Source organism: Tsukamurella sp. 1534, from assembly GCF_000312385.1.
GTDB lineage: Bacteria > Actinomycetota > Actinomycetes > Mycobacteriales > Mycobacteriaceae > Tsukamurella.
Map to the genome: position 1 here is coordinate 1,378,920 of NZ_HE997626.1, position 16,915 is coordinate 1,395,834.

Sequence of the window (16,915 nt, forward strand, 5' to 3'; positions counted from 1 at the left end):
CCCGAGAAGCGGGAGAAGTCGGATGAACGCCAACGCCTCTACCGAGTCGGCCGGAACACCAGAACTGCTGATGCCCCAGGCCCTGCTGGCGCGGACCGCGGAGCGGCTCGCCGCCCAGTACCGCGGGATCGTCTCCGAGCAGACAGTCGAACGGGTCGTCTTCGAGTCCTACACCGCGCTGCGGCGCACCGCCCGCATCCACACCCACCTGGTGACTCTCGCCGGCCGGTTCGCCGCCGAGCGCCTCTCCGCCCTGGCGCAGTCGACGGGTGCGAGCACCAAGACCGTGCCCGAGGTGCTGTTCATCTGCGTCCACAACGCGGGCCGCTCGCAGATGGCCGCCGCGCTCCTGACGCACCACGCCGCCGGGGCGGTACACGTGCGCTCCGCCGGATCGCTTCCTGCCGCGGTGATCAACCCGATCGTCGAGCAGGCCATGACCGAGGTCGGACTCGACCTGGCCGCCGAGTTCCCCAAGCCTCTCACCGACGACGCGGTCGCGGCCGCGGACGTCGTGATCTCCATGGGCTGCGGCGACGCCTGCCCGGTCTACCCGGGCAAGCGGTACCTGGACTGGCAGGTCGCCGACCCCGACAACCACCCCATCGAGACCGTCCGCCTGATCCGCGACGACCTCGACCGCCGCGTCAAAGCCCTCCTCACCGAGCTCCATCCCGCCACCACCTGACCCAACCCGTGATCGACCTGCTCGACACTCCTGATCGCAGGCTGTCGGCACCGCTTGTGCCTGCCACACCTCATTCGCCTGTTCTTGGAAGGGAACCGACACCCCATGTCTGCACGCAAGATCATCGCCATCGGCGGATCGGACGCCGGGATCTCCGCCGCCCTGCGGGCCCGCGAACTCGACCCCACCAGTGAGGTCACCGTGGTCGTCGCCGACGCCTACCCGAACTTCTCCATCTGCGGCATCCCGTACTACGTCTCCGGCGAGGTCACCCACTGGAGCAACCTCGCCCACCGCACCGCCGCCGACCTCGCCGCCACCGGCATGACCGTGCACACCGACACCAGAGCGACCGCCATCGACGCGGACGGGCACCGCCTGACCGTCACCGGCCCCGACGGCGCCGCCCGGGACCTCGACTACGACACCCTCGTCATCGGTACCGGCGCCGTCTCCGTGCGGCCGCCGATCACCGGCCTCGACCACCTCGGCCCGGACGACGGCGTGCACCTGCTGCACTCGATGGGCGACACCTTCGCCGTGATGAACACCCTCACCACGAAGGATCCCAAGACCGCGATCATCATCGGCGCCGGCTACATCGGCCTCGAAATGGCCGAAGGTCTCACCGCCCGCGGCATCACCGTCACCCAGATCGAAGCCCTCCCCGAGGTGCTCCCCACCGTCGAACCCGAACTCGGCGCCCTCGTCCACGACGAACTGGTCCGCAACCGGGTCGACGTCCGCACCCACACCCTGGTCACCGCCGTCGACCGCACCGACACCGGCGCCCTGACCGTCACCACCAGCAGCGACGGCCAGACCGACCACCTCACCGCCGATCTCGTGCTCGTCGTCGTGGGCGTGCGCCCCGACACCACTCTCGCCGCCGCAGCCGGCGCGCATCTCGGCATCAAGAACACCATCGCCGTCGACGAGCAGATGCGCACCAACCTGCCCGACGTCTTCGCCGCCGGCGACGCCGTGCACACCCACCACCGCCAGCTCGGCATCACCTGGCTCCCACTCGGCACCACCGCGCACAAGCAGGGCCGCGTCGCCGGCGAGAACGCCCTCGGCGGCACCGCCCGCTACACCGGCTCCCTAGGCACCCAAGTCGTGAAGATCTTCGACCTCGTCGCCGCCCGCACCGGCCTCAAAGCCACCGAAGCCCTCGCCGCCGCCCGCGGCTGGGTACCGGTGTCGACGACCTCCACACCGGACGATCACAAGGCCTACTACCCGGGCGCCACCACCATCAGCATCCGGATCACCGGCGACCAGAACACCGGCGCACTGCTCGGCGCCCAGCTCATCGGGCACCGCACGGCCGAGATCTCCAAGCGCGTCGACACCTACGCCACCGCCCTGCACCACGGAATGACCGTCGACGCCCTCTCCGAGCTCGACCTGTCCTACACCCCGCCCCTCGGGTCCCCCTGGGACGCCGTGCAGGTCGCCGCCCAGAACTGGGTCCGCGAACACCAGCTGCACCACCAGCGCAGCGCCCTTAGCCTGAACAGGTGACCACCAGCGACCACGACACCCCCGGGCCCGCCGCATCGGCGGCGGCCCCGGCGATCGTCGCGATGCGGCCCGAGCACGGGCCACAGGTCCTCGCGATCTACCAAGCCGGCATGGACACCGGCAACGCCACCTTCGAAACCACCGCACCCAGCTGGACGGACTTCGACCAACGACACCTACCCGAGCACCGATTCGTCGCTCTCACCCCGACCGGGCAGGTCACCGGGTGGGTCGCCGCGGCGCCCGTCTCGGGGCGCTGCGTCTACGCCGGCGTCATCGAGCACAGCATCTACGTCCACCCCGACCACACCGGCCACCGTGTCGGGGCAACATTGCTGCAGGCCCTCATCGTCTCCGCCGACGCCGCCGGGGTGTGGACCATCCAGACCGGGATCTTCCCCGAGAACCACGCCAGCCTCGCCCTGCACCGGCGCGCCGGATTCCGCACCGTCGGCACCCGCGAACGCATCGGCCAACGCGACGGCCGCTGGCGCGACGTCGTCCTCATCGAACGACGCAGCTGACTGCCGCCTACACCTACCGGACTCAGCCGGCGTCACCGACTTCAGAACCGTCTGGTTCTTCATCCGCCAGCTCTGGGGCGCGGGTGATCGACACGATCACCGACGAGCGGCGGAACTGCTCGGTGTCGAAGGGGCTCGCGGGATCGTCGAACCAGACCAGTGACTGGTCACCGACACGCGGCCAGCGGGTGACCCTTGTGATCCGGTGCGCGATGCCGTCGTAGTCGAACGCCCCAGACGGGCTGGCGGGGCCGGGACGACGCGTGTACGTCAACGCATCCAGGTCCCACAGGTGCGTTGATCCCTGCGAGGCCACCACCCACCGGCCGCGCATACCGTCCGTGAGCTCATCCACCGTCTCCGACGGTGGATCGTTGCCGTCGGGCGGCTGCTGGACATCCGGTTCATCCGTCATGGGACTCCTCGTATAGGGGTATAGGGTCAGGCTCACTGTCCCGAACGCTAGGCGGAGTTGATTTGGGGCGCCGCTGCCGGGTGCGCCCATGATTTTGGGCCTGGGGTTCGCGTGCCGTCCTTGGCGGATCTACTCGGCGGGCTCGAGGACGCGAGGATGGATCAGTTCGATCCGCGGGACGTGGATCTCGGCTCCACCGAGAACCCGCACACGGGGCCACTCGCCGTCGACCATCGTCAGGCCGGCCTGGGCGGGAGTGAGGCCGTCCTCGGTGGGGATCAAGCACGCCTCGCCAGGCCCGGCCTTGCACCCCGGACAACCGGTCTTGGTCTCGATGGCGATACGCGACTTCTCCAGCTCGAGCTTCTCGTCGTCGGTGGCATGGCGCCAGCAACCGAACCCGTCCTGGTGGCCCACTCCGGCCTGATACAGCGGCCGCATCTGACACGGTTTCCCGTTCGTCTTCGGCCGCAGGCACTTCCTCTTGAGGCTGCGGTCGAGGTCGTCCTTCTTGGCCTTGATCCGCTCGACGTTGAGAGCCATCTGCGTCAGGTAGTCAGCGGTGTTGTCGCCGGCCGCCTCGTACAGCGCGAACACCTGCCGCGGAGACCGGGCGCCGGTCCAGCGCCGGCCGTCCGACCCATACACCGCCACGGGAAGCTTACGTGCGACGATGCCGATCGCGACCTCGATGTAGTGTGCCAGGCCAGTGGTCTCGGGAGTGTTGACGACCCGCTCGGGACAGATGGCGATGCCGTACTCGCTCTCGATCCGCGCGGCCTCGCGGTTGAACCCGGCGACGGCGATCTCCACCTGCCGCAATGCCGTCATCAGCGGTGTGTGATCCAGCGGTGCGGGCGCGGGCTTCGGGCGAGGGGTGCGGTTGCGATCTGATCTCCGGGACATTGGTACAAGCGTGCCAGTAACCAATTCGGAGGTTGCTCGACGGTGGCCCGCCGCTTGGTAGGAGCGGTGTGCGAAATGCGCGCGCGAAATACCAGGGACATCCCTCGAACCCAAACGAACGGACCGAGCCGCGCATGTTTCGGTGACGGCGAGCAGAGCACCGAGCACAAGCGACTGTCCTTCCTCGGTGTCCCCTGAAATCCCGAAGGACACCGAGCAGCTCACCCGCCCGGACCTGAGTCCGCGAACGCAAGCCGCACCGCCCGCAGACCGCACTGATCCCGCCCCAGTACCCGCGCGGAGGCCCGTGGCGTGGCGCTACACCGCTTGCTGAATCGTCGGCCGCCGGCTCGTTGCTGGGGGAGCCGGCGGGAGCGCGGTGACGCGGCCGGCGCGGACGCCGTTGGCGATGACGACGATCTCGGCGAGTTCGTGGACGGCGACGACGGCGGCGAGGCCGAGGACGCCGAACAGTGCGAGCGGGATGAGGATCGCGATCAGCCCGAGGGACAGGGCCACGTTCTGCAGCATGATGTTCCGGGCCCGGCGGGCGTGATCGAGGGCCTGCGGCAGGGTCCGTAGGTCCTCACCCATGAGCGCGATGTCGGCAGTTTCGATCGCGACGTCCGAGCCCATGGCGCCCATGGCGATGCCGAGGTCCGCGGTGGCGAGGGCGGGGGCGTCGTTGACGCCGTCGCCGACCATCGCGGTGAACCGGTCTTTGCGGAGCTCGCCGATGATCCGGGCCTTGTCCTCGGGCCGCAGGTCGGCGTGTACGTCGTCGATCCCGGCGATCTTCGCCAGGGCGGTGGCGGTGGCGGTGTTGTCGCCGGTGAGCATCGCGACGGTGGCGCCGCCGCGGTGCAGGTGATCGATGACCTCGCGGGCTTCAGGACGCAGCTCGTCGCGGACGGCGACCGCCCCGATGACCTGCCCGTCGTCTTCGACGAGGACCGCGGTGGCGCCGCCGGCTTGCATGGCCGCGACCCGCGCTGCAAGTGGGCCCGGGTCGATCCAGCCGGGCCGGCCGAGCCGGGCGGGCCGCCCGTCGACGAGCCCGGTCAGCCCGGCCCCGGGGACGGCCTGCACATCGACCGCCGCCGGTATGCGGTCGCCATTGGCGGTGAGGATCGCCCGGGCGAGGGGATGTTCACTGTGGGCTTCGAGCGCCGCGGCGACGGCGAGCACCCGGTCCTGTTCCGGCGACCGGACGCCCGAGCCGAGGTCGCTCGCCTCGACGGAGGGGCCGGCCGGGTCGGTGGCCGGGTCGGTGATGGTGGCGATGTCGACGACGGCGGGGCGGTTCGCGGTCAGGGTGCCGGTCTTGTCGAGGGCGACCGTCCGCACCCGGCCGAGGGCCTCGAGGGCGGCGCCGCCCTTGACCAGGACGCCGATCTTGCTGGCGGCGCCGATCGCGGCGACGACGGTGACGGGGACGGAGATCGCCAGTGCGCAGGGGGAGGCGGCGACCAGCACGACCAGGGCCCGTTCGATCCACGTTGCGGGGTCACCGAGCAGGGACCCGAGGATCGCGATCGCGGCGGCGAAGATCATGATCGCCGGGACCAGGGGCTTGGCGATGGTGTCGGCGAGGCGTTGTGCGTCGCCCTTGCGGGACTGTTCGGCCTCGACGATCTGCACGATCTTGGCCAGCGAGTTGTTCTCCGCGGTGGTGGTGACTTCGACCGTGAGGGCGCCGGTGCCGTTGATCGTCCCGGCGAACACCTCGTCGCCGGGTCCGGCCTCGACGGGCACGGATTCGCCGGTGATCGCCGAGACGTCCAGGGCGGTGCGGCCGTCGCGGATCACGCCGTCGGTGGCGATCCGCTCGCCGGGCTTGACCAGCATCCGGTCTCCGACCGCCAGCTCGGCCGGGGAGATGGTGGCCGGGGTGCCGTCGCGCAGGACGGTCGCGGTGTCGGGGACGAGGTTGAGCAGCGCCCGCAGGCCGCGGCGGGTCCGTGAGACGGCGTACTCCTCGAGGCCCTCGCTGATGGCGAACAGCACGGCGAGCATCGCCGCCTCGCCGACCTCGCCGAGGATCACCGCGCCGACGGCGGCGATCGTCATCAGTATCCCGACGCCGATCTTGCCCTGGGCCAGGCGCCGCAGCGTGGACGGCACGAAAGTCCACGCCCCGATCAGCAGCGCGATCCACTCCAGCACCAGTGACAGGCGCTGCGGGCCGCCGGCCCACCCGACGATGTATGCGGCGAGTAGGAACACCGCCGCGGCCGCGGCGGCCTGCAATTCCCGCACCTGCCACCACTGCCCGGGAGCCTGCTCGTCCTCGCCGGCGGGCTCGTCGTGCCCGCAGCCGCACGCGTCACTCATCGCCGCACCACCTTCGCCGCCGAAGCCTCCTCGGTCGTCACAGCGTCCGGGCTGCAGCAGGTGGCGCTGTCGGTGCCGTAGTTCGGGCACAACGCGACCGCGTTGCCGGTCGCCGCGAGCAGCGTCTCCGCCGCCGCGAGCAGGTCCATCAGCTCCGGGCGGGCGAGGCTGTAGAACACCTGCCGCCCCTGCGGGCGGCCCTGCACCAGACCGCAGTCCCGCAGGCACGCCACGTGCGCCGACACCGTCGACTGCGCCAGGCCCAGCTCGGCCATCAGGTCCGCCACCCGGGCCTCGCCACCGTGGGCAAGCCGCGTCGCGATCGCCAGCCGGGTCCCGTCGGAGAGGCTGTGGAACAACGCGACCGCGGGATCGAGCTGCGCGCCCGTCGCCACCGAACACTCATTCATCGTCATACGACGATGATAGCGGTATTCTGTGGTGTAATCGAGTTCTCGCGAGGAACAGGCCGCCGATCGGTGGCCGTGAGCGGTGTTGGGAGCTGCTGGGTATGCCATCGATGTCGACGATCGAGTCCCTGTTCTGCCGCAGCACGCCGTGGGAGGCAGCGACACGGCGGTGGGTGTTGCCGTGGGCCTTGCAGGGCGTGCGCCCTACGGGGAGGGTGCTGGAGATCGGCGGCGGCGGCGGCGCGATGGCCGCGCAGCTGCTGGCGGCGAGCGCCCCTGCGGATCAGGTGCAGCTCACCGTCACCGACTTCGACCCGGTGATGGTCGCCGCCGCGCAGGATCGGTTGCAGCGCTTCGGTGACCGAGCGCAGGCGAGGGTGGCCGACGCCGCCGCGTTGCCCTTCGGCGACGACGAGTTCGACACCGTCGTCTCGTTCATCATGTTGCACCACGTCGTCGACTGGGAGCAGGCCCTCCGCGAAGCCGTCCGGGTGCTGCGCCCCGGCGGAACCCTGGTCGGCTACGACCTGCTCGGCACCGCGCCGGCGCGGATCCTGCACCGGCTCGAAGGCGCACCGCACCGGTTCATCGACCGCGGCCAGCTGCGCCCGCACCTGGCAGGCCTGCCGCTGCGGGAGGTCACCGTCCGGGAGAACGCGGCACTGACCCGCTTCCGCGCGACCCGCACCGCAGGCCGATGACCACGCCAGGGCCCGAACACCGGCTCGGCCGCGGCCATCACCACGGTGCGCGGCCCGAGCTGGACGGCCTCGAACAGGTGGAGGTCGCCGTGGCATTCGTCGACCTCGCCGGCTACAGCGTGCTCACCGAGATGTGCGGCGACCACGAAGCCGCCGAGCTTGCGCTCCGGTTGGCTGAGCACGCCCGTCGAGCCCTGCACCCGCAGGCCCGGCTGGTCAAGACCATCGGCGATGCGGTGATGCTCACCGCCGACACCACCGATGCGATGCTGGCCACGATCACCGCGCTCGCCGGGCACGCCGCCGACGAGGACGGATTCCTCGCCCTCCGCGCCGGAATCCACCACGGCACCGCCCTCCGACGCGACGGCGACCTGTACGGGCACGCGGTCAACATCGCCGCCCGCATCACCGCCCTCGCCGGCGCCGGCCACGCCGTCCTCACCGACCCGCTCCTGCCCGCCGCCACCCGCGCCGGTGTGCCCACCACCGCCCTCGGCCCGCGAAACCTGCGCAACATCAGCACCCCAATCGAACTGCACAGCATCACCTTCACCGACACCCGGCACCCGCACGACCCGATCTGCGGCGCCCGCATCGACCCGGCGACCGCCCCCGCACACCGGCACACCGACACCGGCCGATGGTGGTTCTGCTCAGCCGACTGCGCCCGCCGATTCGACCGCGCGACCGCCCCGGCCACCACCACTGCCGCTGCGACGACCTACGTCACGTCACCCGCCGGGTCAGCGCTCACATCACGGGCAGGTGGCCGGTGATGATCTCGACCGTGCTGCAAGCCGTGGGCCTGTTCGTGGCCACCAACATCGACGACATCATCGTGATCTCCCTGTTCTTCGCCCGCGGCGCGGGCCAGCGGCACCTGACGGCCAAGATCACCGCCGGGCAGTACCTCGGATTCGCCGGCATCCTCGCTGCCGCAGTGCTGATCGCCCTCGGCGCCGGCGCCTTCCTCCCCGTCGCGGCGATCCCGTACTTCGGGCTCGTCCCCCTGATCCTGGGGCTGCGGGCAGCGTGGTCGAGCTGGCGCGAATACCGCGGCAGCGGCAGCGGCGATGGTGACTGCGCGACGGGGAAGGGGGCGGGCAACGCGGTCGGCGTCCTGGGCGTGGCGGGCGTGACCTTCGCCAACGGCGGCGACAACATCGGCGTGTACGTGCCCGTCTTCGCCAGCATCAACCACACCGCGATCGCCGCCTACTGCGTGGTCTTCGTGATCTTGGTGGGGGCACTGGTGTCCATTGCCCGGTACGTCGCCACCCGCCGCCGCATCGCCGAGATCCTCGAACGAGGGGAAAGCGTGCTGTTTCCCCTGGTGCTGATCACCCTCGGGGTCATCGTCCTCGTCTCGGGCGGCGCATTCGGCCTGTAGGCAGGGTGGTCGGGGTCGCAGTGCGTCGGCACGGATCCATCGCTTCCCCGGGGTTGTGGGTAGTTCCCCGGCGGTGATTGCGCACCGAACCGGTGGAGTCGGGGGTGGTGCCGGGCCTGTCACTCCGCGGTGCAGGCGTCCTGGCAGGCTGGCCTGCATGGCCGACGAAGTGAGTGAGGATGATCTGGCGGGGATCCGTGCCCGGTTCCTTCCGGGGTGGTACGGGTCCCTGGATGTGGGGCCTGGCTGGTACCGGTTGATCGTCGATCTCGACCGGGAGCTGGCGGCGATCGACCCCGGCTACCAGCTGATTCAGATCAAGGAGAAGTTCGGCGGCCTGCGGTACTACGTCGAGTTCGAACCGGACCGGCCCCGGCCGGGTTTCGACGAGTTGATCCGGGCGGCGGAACGGCGGTCCGAGCGTATGTGCGAGCAGTGCGGCGGTGACGGTGGCCTCACGCGCCGCGGGAGCTGGGTCCGGACCCTGTGCGCCGCGGACGCCGAGGCGAGCGGATTCACCCTCGACGAGTCCGCACCGGACTAGAAGGGTCGGTGTGGGTCCGGGTGCACGGTGATCAGTCGTCGGTGTCTGGCAGGCGATGTCCGGCGAACCGGATCCACGGCACCGTCACGTCGTGATCGCCGAATGTGAGCGTGATGCTGACCTCGCGGACGCCCGCGGCGGTGAGGTGACGCTGGAGTGCGGTGAGGACCGCGGCGGTCGCGCGGGCGCCGACCTCTGCGGCTGTCGTGGCACCGCGTCGTCGAGCAGCTGGGCGGCCGTGCGGTACCGCTGATCGATCAGGTCCATCTCGGCGGTGATGGCGTCCACCCGGGCCCGCCGCTGCGGGTCGGCGAGAATCCGCGCCAGTCGCTCATCGCCGGAGATGAACCGCACTTCGTCGCCGCTTTCCGTCATGGTCGTCAGTATCCACTTCTGGGCCAGCTCTGGGTGCGGGTCATTTCGGGTGGACAAGTGCACCGGCCGCGCGGATCATCACCTTGCGTGGACGAGACGAGCGCCGGCGCCGCTGCGGCAGCGATACTCGACGAGCTCGTCGGTCCCTTCTACGACGCCGATGGTGTCACCGGGTACCTCGGTCTAGATGGCGATGACCTGGCGCGGATGGTCGCCGCGGAGCAGGTGATCTGGGTGCCGCTGGCCGGCGGCACACCGGTGTTCCCTGCGTGGCAGTTCCCCGACGGTCGCTGGGTGGATGAGCGGCTGCTGACCGTCTGGCAGGCCCTGCGGCGCGCCGCCGAGCCGTGGACGGCGGCGTGCTGGATGTGCGCGCCGTCGGCGGACCTCGATGACCAGACGGCGATCACCTACCTCACCCGCGGCCCGCGTGATCCCCGCCGCCTGGACACCGTCCTGGCACGTGCATCCGAGGACGGCGCCCGCTGGCTGCAGTAGGGGCGTGGCACCGGAGCGGTTACCTGGTACCGGTTTCGGCGGACCCTTCCTCGAGGACCTTCGCGGTGAGACCGCGGGCGTGTGCTGCGCTCCAGGCGGCGGCGAGGTTGTCGGCGCGGCTCTGCCAGGTCATCTCGCCGAGGTACTCGGCGTGCTGCTTCGTCGCATCGGTCCACCGCAGTTCCGCGTATAGGCGCCGGTATTGGCACCGGAGGACCACCCGCCCGAGAGCGTGGGGCGCGGTGCGGATGACGCGGTTGTGGCGGCCGCCTGCGGCGTCGTCCTGCTCTTTGGCCTGCACTGCCTTGTTCGAACCTTGGGGGACTCGCCAGTGGTGGTCTTCGCGGCTAGCGCGCCGTCGAGGAGCCGTACAGCCGCGCGGTATTGACGGTCGAGCAAGGCCATCTCTGTGGTGATGGCGTCTACGCGCGTCCGGCGCTCCGGATCGGACAGGATCTGGGCCAGCCGGCATTGCCTGAAACGAACTGCGCAGCCTCGTCGCTTGTCGCCATAGCGTCAGTATCCACCCACCGGACGGTGGTGAGCGGGGCGGCCAGCTTGTACGGATCAGGATTGGTTGCCTGCCATAGACGAGGCGGCCGCGATGGGACGGCGCAGGTGCTGGAATTTCGTCGCCTGGGCGTTACGCGGCTTGTGTGCATGTACACTGGCACTCGGTCAGGGTCCCGTCGGCGGCCGCAGCGTGACGCCATGCCTGATCGGGTGGGACCGCGCCGCCTTCCTCCGCGGGGGCCGGTACCTGCGTGCCAGCGGGCAGGGCACCGCGCCGCCAGAGCAGCGGCGCGGCGATCGCACCGGCGGCGGCGATCAGCGCGAGTACACCCCACGCGGGTACGAGACCGAATCGTGTGGCCCCCCAACCCGCGATCGGGTAGGCAATGAGCCAAGCGAGGTGCGAGAGCGAGAACTGCGCCGCGAACACGGAAGCAACGTTTGCCGGCGCCACAGCAGACCGCAGCACCTTTCCGGTCGGGGTGATAGCCAGCGCTGAGCCGGCACCGCTCGCCAGCCAGATCGCCGCGGTCACCGCCCAGCTCGGCCGGTCCACCGCAGCCATGGCAACCGCCGCAGTAGCCGCGGCGGTGAGCAGGCCCGCTCCGGTGAGCATCACGGCGCGGGCGGTCACCCGGTCGAGCAAGCGTGGTACCGCTAGTGCCACAGCTAGGGTCCCACCGCCGGACGCCGCCATCATCCACGCGACGTCGGACTCGGACCCGCTCAGTCGGTCACGGACGTAGTTGACGGTGTTCACCACCACGATCGAACCGGCCGCGGCGACAGCGAAATTGACCGCGATGACTCCTCGCAGGCTGGCGGTACCTGTGAAAATCCGCAGACCGGCGAAGATCCGGTCCGTTGGCCGCGTGGCGCCCGACGGTTTCGCGTTGGGTACCTTGGCTTGCAGCACCAGCACCGCGGACAGGACGAACCCGATCGCGGTACCGACGAAGAGCACATTGAACTCGATCACCAGCAACGCCAGCGCCGCCACGACCGGGCTGACCAGACTCTCCATCGTGTAGGCAACTTGCGAGGCCGACAACGCAGTGGTGTACTCGCGCTCATCGGTGATGATGTCGGGGATCACGGCTTGGAACGTAGGCGTGAACGCGGCCGACGCCGCCTGCAGTGATCCGATGAGCACGTAGATCTGCCAGACCTCAGTGACGAACGGCAACGCCAGCACGATCGCCGCACGGAACAGGTCCAGCGCAATCAGGAACGCGCGTCGCGGCAGCCGGTCGACGTACGCCGCCGCCACCGGTGCGATAACGACATAGAGAACCATCTTGATCGTCAGCGCCGTTCCCAGGACGACCGCTGCGGACGAGCCAGCGATGTCGTAGGCGAGCAGCCCGAGGGCGACCGTCGCTAGCCCGGTGCCGAGCAGCGCAACGATCTGCGCACTGAACAACAGGCGGAAATCGCGATGAGAAAAAGGCCCCACGATGGCTCCCAACTAGTTTGGCGACGACGTCGATCGAACAGGGCCCGCAGCGCACGCCACCCCGGGCTCCGGAAAACCTAGTACTGCCTGAATCAGCGCTACTGATGGTGGTGCGCGCTCGCACCGCCAGTGACTGCACCGGTGGTGCCTCCGGTGGCAACGAGGGTGAAGTCCGCGGTCCGGACGGTGTCCTGATGTCGGAAATCCAGGAACAGCCGGTAGGTTCCCACGGAGGGAGCGACCGCGTGGAACCGGATCCGGGGACCTGCAGGCGTCTGCGGGTCCGACGGGCTCCCCTCGGGATGGATATGCAGGTAAGCGAGGTCACCGGCCCGCAACGCCACCAGGTGGCCGTACGCAGCAAGATAGGGCTGCAGATCGGTCACCGGGACGCCATTCCAGGTGACGACGGCCTGCAGCTCCCCGGCTTGGGCGGCAACGAGATCGCCCTCGAGCGTGACGGTGTAGTCGCCGCCGGTCCAGGCCCTTCTCAACTCAGGCAAGGGCCGAGGATGGAACCCGCCAGGCACGAACAGGTCGGCACCGAGCGTGAGCCCGTCCGGCGCGCCCTGCGGCACGAAATCGGCCAAGACCCGCCACACTCCCGGCGTGAGCGCCAGCTGCACAGTCCAGGACCCGGCACTGTCCATCGACGGATGGACGTGGTGAAAGACGCTGGTGTCGCGGCTCACAACGATCAAGTGCAACTGCTTGTCGTGACGTTCCTCGAAGGTGACTAGCGGCTCGCCGTCGGGCCCGAGGATCACAAAGCGAAGTTCCACGGTCCCGGCGTCGACGATCTGGATCGCCGGTTCGAAGCGATAGCCTCGAGCGGCGACCTGCAGCCCCTGTGGCACTTCGGGCCCAACGCCGTGACCGGCGTGTCCTGTGTGATCGGTATGCGAACCGTGCTCCATAACGTGCTCCTTCGCGGAAACGACAGCCACCGGGACGACACCCCGGGTGGACTCATGATCGGACGAGACGGGTGATCGCGGCAGTCGCTTCGTTCAGCTTGGTGTCGAGTTCCTGCTGGTCTGAGCGGGCGGCCTGGACGACGCAGTGCCGCATGTGGTCATCCAGCAACGCCAAGGCGAGCCCTTGCAGGGCGCTCGTCGCGGCACTGATCTGGGTCAGGATGTCGATGCAATACTGGTCCTCATCGATCATCCGCTCAATGCCACGCACCTGTCCCTCGATCCGCTTCGCCCGCATCAGATAGCGCGACTTATCGGTCAAATACCCGTGCTGCGCCGCACAGCACTCGGCCCGCTCGACCGCAACCGCGGGGATATCGGTGCTCACGCCGAGGCCGCCGTAACGTACTTGTGTGGGTCGGCGTCGAACCGAGGCCCGCACCCGGCGCAGCACAGGTAGTACCGCGTGCCCTCGAAGTCGCGGTAGAGGCCCTTGCTGACAGCGGCAGACTTGTCCACCACCGTGCCGGTCATGACGGGGCACTCCGCCGTGTCGGTACCGCCTGTGCCCGCCTGCCGGGCGCTGCGGGTCAGCTCGAGCGACTGCTCGCCGGGGCCGGTGTGCCCACAGCAAGACTGTCGGTGTGCATTGTCGGTCATCGTCGAACTCCTTCATCTCAGGCCCCCCGACCGTCTCACATTCACCTGAACGGGTACCCCAGCCGGGTACCCCGAATATATACCCCGGCGGGGTATTGACCGCAAGGGTTGCTCGGGATCGGCCGCGCGACCACCGCTCCGGCGCACTCGCCGCGACAGGAGGGCCTAGACATACCCGCCTGGGGTATGTTAAGCATGATTTGGAGATACCCACAGGGGGTATCTGAACTGGGTAGGAGAAGGCGATGACGACCAGCGAATACCAGGTGACAGGCATGACCTGCGGCCACTGCGAAATGTCCATCCGTGAGGAGGTCAGCCTTATCCCCGGTGTCGAGTCCATCGAGGTCAGCGCGCAGACGGGTCGGCTGCGTGTCACGGGAGCGCAGCAGGTGACCGACGAGCGGGTTCTCGCCGCGGTGGAAGAGGCTGGCTACTCGGCAGTGCGCAATCCATGAGTGCCATGCGCAGGCTGATCGTCTACGTGGTTGCGGTGACCGGTGTCTTCGCCAGCGCGTATGTGATCGGTGGGGTGGCAGTACCCGACTCGGCGGTCGCGCGGTGGGAGCACCGTGCCCCCGGTGGATCGCCCGCCGTGCCGGCGAGTGAACCGGGCGCCCCGCACGGTGGCGGCCACCAGCAGTGACGCAATGAAGCAGCGCGGGCCACAGGCCTGGCGATAGACCGCAAGTACGGATCGAGGAAAATGATGAGTGTGTCAGCGCCGTCGGGCGGCCGTAGTGTCGAGCTGGACATCGGCGGGATGACGTGCGCCTCGTGCGCGAACCGGATCGAGCGCAAACTCAACGGGCTCGATGGGGTCGAGGCCACGGTGAACTACGCCACGGAGAAGGCGAAGGTGCACGTCCCCGAGGGTTTCGATGCGCAGGCGCTGATCGACGAGGTGGCAAAGACCGGCTACTCGGCGACTCTCCCGCGGTCCTCGACGCCGGGGGCTGGAGGACCTGGTGCTGGGGTTGCCGGCGAGGACATGGACCCGGAGCTGACGTCCCTGAGGCAGCGGCTGATCGGCTCGGCTGTGCTGGCGGTGCCGGTAGTCGCGATGGCGATGGCACCGGCCCTACAGTTCACCTATTGGCAGTGGGCATCGCTCACGCTCGCTGCGCCAGTGATCGTCTGGGGTGCCTATCCGTTCCATCGGGCGGCGTGGATGAACCTCAAACACGGAACCGCCACCATGGACACCCTCATCTCGATGGGCACCCTAACAGCGTTCCTGTGGTCGCTGTACGCGTTGTTCCTCGGCACCGCCGGCACGCCCGGGATGACACACGGGTTCGAGTTCTCGATCGCTCCGTCGGACGGAGCAGGCAACATCTACCTCGAGGTCGGCGCAGGGGTCACGGTGTTCGTGCTCGCCGGCCGCTACTTCGAGAAGAGGTCCAAGCGGCAGGCCGGAGCAGCATTGCGCGCGCTCCTCGAGCTCGGCGTCAAGGACGTGGCAGTGCTGCGTGACGGCGCGGAGGTTCGGATCCCGGTCGCCGAGCTGGCCGTCGGCGACACCTTCGTGGTCCGACCGGGGGAGAAGGTCGCCACCGACGGGGTGGTCACGTCCGGATCCTCGGCCATCGATGCGTCGATGCTGACCGGCGAGTCCGTCCCGGTCGAGGTCTCCGTTGGGGACACGGTGACCGGAGCGACGGTCAATTCCGGAGGACGGCTTGAGGTGCGCGCCACCCGGGTCGGAGCGGATACGCAGCTCGCGCAGATGGCCAAGCTCGTCGAGGACGCGCAGACGGGGAAGGCCGAGGTGCAACGGCTCGCGGACCGGATCTCGGGTGTGTTCGTGCCGATCGTCATCGCGATCGCGTTCGCCACCCTCGGCGCGTGGCTCGGTGCTGGCTTCCCCGTCGCGGCCGCGTTCACTGCCGCGGTCGCCGTGCTCGTGATCGCCTGCCCGTGTGCACTTGGACTGGCCACGCCGACAGCGCTTCTCGTGGGAACGGGTCGTGGAGCCCAGATGGGTGTACTGATCAAGGGCCCGGAAGTGCTCGAGTCCACCCGCAAAGTCGACACCATCGTGCTCGACAAGACCGGAACGGTCACGACCGGCAAGATGACGCTGGCCGAGGTGATTGCAGAGGACGGCACCGACTCTGACGAACTGCTACGGCTAGCCGGTGCATTGGAGAACGCCTCCGAGCATCCGATCGCCCAGGCCATTGCCGCCGCGGCTCGCGACAGTGGCGGAGAACTGCCCACACCGGAAGGTTTCGCCAACGTCGAAGGACAAGGGGTGCAGGGCGTGGTCGACGGGCATGCCGTGATCGTGGGCCGCGAGAGTTTCCTGGCTGACTGGGCACTCGAACTGTCCCCTCGGACGGCGGCCGCGAAACGGGACGCCGAATCGGACGGTAAGACCGTCGTGGCGGTTGGCTGGGACGGTCAGGCGAAGGGCATCCTCGTTGTCGCCGACGCGGTCAAGCCGACCAGCGCCCAGGCCATCAGCGAACTGCGGGCCCTGGGCCTGAAGCCGGTGCTGCTCACCGGTGACAACGCCGCCGTCGCACAACGAATCGCGGCTGAAGTCGGCATCGACGAGGTCATCTCCGAGGTGATGCCGCAGGACAAGGTGTCGGTGGTCAAGCGCCTGCAGGATCAGGGCAAGGTCGTCGCCATGGTCGGCGACGGCGTCAACGACGCACCTGCGCTGGCCCAGGCCGACCTGGGCCTGGCAATGGGAACCGGCACCGACGTCGCGATCGAAGCCTCTGACATCACGCTGGTGCGCGGCGACCTGCGCAGCGCCGTTGACGCGATCAGGCTCTCTCGCAAAACGCTGAGCACGATCAAGACGAACCTGTTCTGGGCATTCGCCTACAACACCGCTGCGATACCGGTCGCTGCGGCGGGCATGCTCAACCCGATGCTGGCCGGGGCCGCGATGGCCTTCTCCAGCGTCTTCGTCGTCGGCAACAGCCTGCGGCTGCGTGGCTTCACCAGCGTCGCCAACTAACGTCGCCCCGGCCCCGGCCCCGGCCCTCCACCGCGGAGGGACCGGGGCCCTGCGTATCGGAACACCGCAGCACAGAC

General features: G+C 69.2%; 20 protein-coding genes. 10 read left to right on the forward strand and 10 right to left on the reverse strand.

The features are described from left to right. Nucleotides 1-22 precede the first annotated feature (22 nt). The 3 genes from BN39_RS06695 to BN39_RS06705 all read left to right on the forward strand — a co-directional run bounded on the left by BN39_RS06695 (nucleotide 23) and on the right by BN39_RS06705 (nucleotide 2,739). Nucleotides 23-688 (forward strand): three-helix bundle dimerization domain-containing protein, encoded by a 666-nt coding sequence (locus BN39_RS06695; RefSeq protein WP_040765946.1) that lies wholly within the window; start codon nucleotides 23-25, stop codon nucleotides 686-688. Nucleotides 689-793: 105 nt separating this feature from the next. After that, nucleotides 794-2,215, forward strand: a complete 1,422-nt coding sequence (locus BN39_RS06700) for an FAD-dependent oxidoreductase (RefSeq protein WP_019201606.1) — start codon at nucleotides 794-796, stop codon at nucleotides 2,213-2,215. After that, nucleotides 2,212-2,739, forward strand: a complete 528-nt coding sequence (locus BN39_RS06705) for a GNAT family N-acetyltransferase (protein ID WP_019201607.1) — start codon at nucleotides 2,212-2,214, stop codon at nucleotides 2,737-2,739. The genes BN39_RS06700 and BN39_RS06705 overlap by 4 nt, the downstream gene beginning before the upstream one ends. Nucleotides 2,740-2,761: 22 nt before the next feature. Here BN39_RS06705 and BN39_RS06710 read toward each other — a convergent pair whose 3' ends face one another. The 4 genes from BN39_RS06710 to BN39_RS06725 all read right to left on the reverse strand — a co-directional run bounded on the left by BN39_RS06710 (nucleotide 2,762) and on the right by BN39_RS06725 (nucleotide 6,810). Further along, complete coding sequence (locus BN39_RS06710; protein WP_019201608.1) at nucleotides 2,762-3,154, reverse strand: hypothetical protein; 393 nt, start codon at nucleotides 3,152-3,154, stop codon at nucleotides 2,762-2,764. Nucleotides 3,155-3,283: 129 nt separating this feature from the next. After that, nucleotides 3,284-3,985: a hypothetical protein gene (locus tag BN39_RS06715; protein WP_019201609.1), complete on the reverse strand. Its 702-nt coding sequence runs from the start codon at nucleotides 3,983-3,985 to the stop codon at nucleotides 3,284-3,286. 393 nt (nucleotides 3,986-4,378) lie between these two features. Then, a complete protein-coding gene (locus BN39_RS06720; RefSeq protein WP_019201610.1) occupies nucleotides 4,379-6,394 on the reverse strand; it encodes a cation-translocating P-type ATPase in 2,016 nt (671 codons plus the stop codon). Next, a complete protein-coding gene (locus BN39_RS06725) occupies nucleotides 6,391-6,810 on the reverse strand; it encodes a helix-turn-helix transcriptional regulator (protein WP_051158840.1) in 420 nt (139 codons plus the stop codon). The genes BN39_RS06720 and BN39_RS06725 overlap by 4 nt, the downstream gene beginning before the upstream one ends. Nucleotides 6,811-6,914: 104 nt before the next feature. Between BN39_RS06725 and BN39_RS06730 the strand changes: the two genes are divergently transcribed. The 4 genes from BN39_RS06730 (at nucleotide 6,915) to BN39_RS06745 (ending at nucleotide 9,442) form a co-directional block, all read left to right on the forward strand. Further along, nucleotides 6,915-7,505: a class I SAM-dependent methyltransferase gene (locus tag BN39_RS06730; RefSeq protein ID WP_231702940.1), complete on the forward strand. Its 591-nt coding sequence runs from the start codon at nucleotides 6,915-6,917 to the stop codon at nucleotides 7,503-7,505. Next, the gene (locus tag BN39_RS06735) at nucleotides 7,502-8,284 is read left to right on the forward strand and encodes an adenylate/guanylate cyclase domain-containing protein (protein ID WP_019201613.1); all 783 of its coding nucleotides are present in this window, start codon (nucleotides 7,502-7,504) and stop codon (nucleotides 8,282-8,284) included. Before BN39_RS06730 ends, BN39_RS06735 begins: the two co-directional genes overlap by 4 nt. Next, a complete protein-coding gene (locus tag BN39_RS06740; protein ID WP_040765949.1) occupies nucleotides 8,281-8,898 on the forward strand; it encodes a cadmium resistance transporter in 618 nt (205 codons plus the stop codon). Before BN39_RS06735 ends, BN39_RS06740 begins: the two co-directional genes overlap by 4 nt. 157 nt (nucleotides 8,899-9,055) lie before the next feature. Then, nucleotides 9,056-9,442, forward strand: a complete 387-nt coding sequence (locus BN39_RS06745) for a hypothetical protein (RefSeq protein ID WP_126195756.1) — start codon at nucleotides 9,056-9,058, stop codon at nucleotides 9,440-9,442. 84 nt (nucleotides 9,443-9,526) lie between these two features. Here BN39_RS06745 and BN39_RS06750 read toward each other — a convergent pair whose 3' ends face one another. Continuing rightward, nucleotides 9,527-9,817: a hypothetical protein gene (locus tag BN39_RS06750; RefSeq protein WP_126195757.1), complete on the reverse strand. Its 291-nt coding sequence runs from the start codon at nucleotides 9,815-9,817 to the stop codon at nucleotides 9,527-9,529. 87 nt (nucleotides 9,818-9,904) lie between these two features. Between BN39_RS06750 and BN39_RS06755 the strand changes: the two genes are divergently transcribed. After that, a complete protein-coding gene (locus BN39_RS06755; RefSeq protein WP_019201617.1) occupies nucleotides 9,905-10,315 on the forward strand; it encodes a hypothetical protein in 411 nt (136 codons plus the stop codon). Between the two features lie 19 nt (nucleotides 10,316-10,334). Here the strand turns inward: BN39_RS06755 and BN39_RS06760 are convergent, their stop codons facing one another. From BN39_RS06760 to BN39_RS06780, 5 genes are all read right to left on the reverse strand, one after another. Continuing rightward, on the reverse strand, nucleotides 10,335-10,616 hold the full coding sequence (locus BN39_RS06760; RefSeq protein WP_019201618.1) for a hypothetical protein: 282 nt from the start codon (nucleotides 10,614-10,616) through the stop codon (nucleotides 10,335-10,337). 342 nt (nucleotides 10,617-10,958) lie between these two features. Next, nucleotides 10,959-12,296, reverse strand: coding sequence for an MFS transporter (locus BN39_RS06765; protein WP_223120329.1), 1,338 nt, complete (start codon nucleotides 12,294-12,296; stop codon nucleotides 10,959-10,961). Between the two features lie 86 nt (nucleotides 12,297-12,382). After that, the gene (locus BN39_RS06770) at nucleotides 12,383-13,201 is read right to left on the reverse strand and encodes a hypothetical protein (protein WP_040765953.1); all 819 of its coding nucleotides are present in this window, start codon (nucleotides 13,199-13,201) and stop codon (nucleotides 12,383-12,385) included. 52 nt (nucleotides 13,202-13,253) lie between these two features. Beyond that, nucleotides 13,254-13,589, reverse strand: a complete 336-nt coding sequence (locus tag BN39_RS06775) for a metal-sensitive transcriptional regulator (protein WP_019201621.1) — start codon at nucleotides 13,587-13,589, stop codon at nucleotides 13,254-13,256. Continuing rightward, nucleotides 13,586-13,861: a YHS domain-containing protein gene (locus tag BN39_RS06780; protein ID WP_019201622.1), complete on the reverse strand. Its 276-nt coding sequence runs from the start codon at nucleotides 13,859-13,861 to the stop codon at nucleotides 13,586-13,588. Before BN39_RS06780 ends, BN39_RS06775 begins: the two co-directional genes overlap by 4 nt. A gap of 245 nt (nucleotides 13,862-14,106) precedes the next feature. On the opposite strand from BN39_RS06780, the gene BN39_RS06785 reads away from it, so the two are divergent. Both BN39_RS06785 and BN39_RS06790 read left to right on the forward strand, forming a co-directional pair. Then, complete coding sequence (locus tag BN39_RS06785; protein WP_019201623.1) at nucleotides 14,107-14,319, forward strand: heavy-metal-associated domain-containing protein; 213 nt, start codon at nucleotides 14,107-14,109, stop codon at nucleotides 14,317-14,319. 257 nt (nucleotides 14,320-14,576) lie between these two features. After that, nucleotides 14,577-16,838, forward strand: coding sequence for a heavy metal translocating P-type ATPase (locus tag BN39_RS06790; RefSeq protein ID WP_371190617.1), 2,262 nt, complete (start codon nucleotides 14,577-14,579; stop codon nucleotides 16,836-16,838). Nucleotides 16,839-16,915 lie beyond the last annotated feature (77 nt).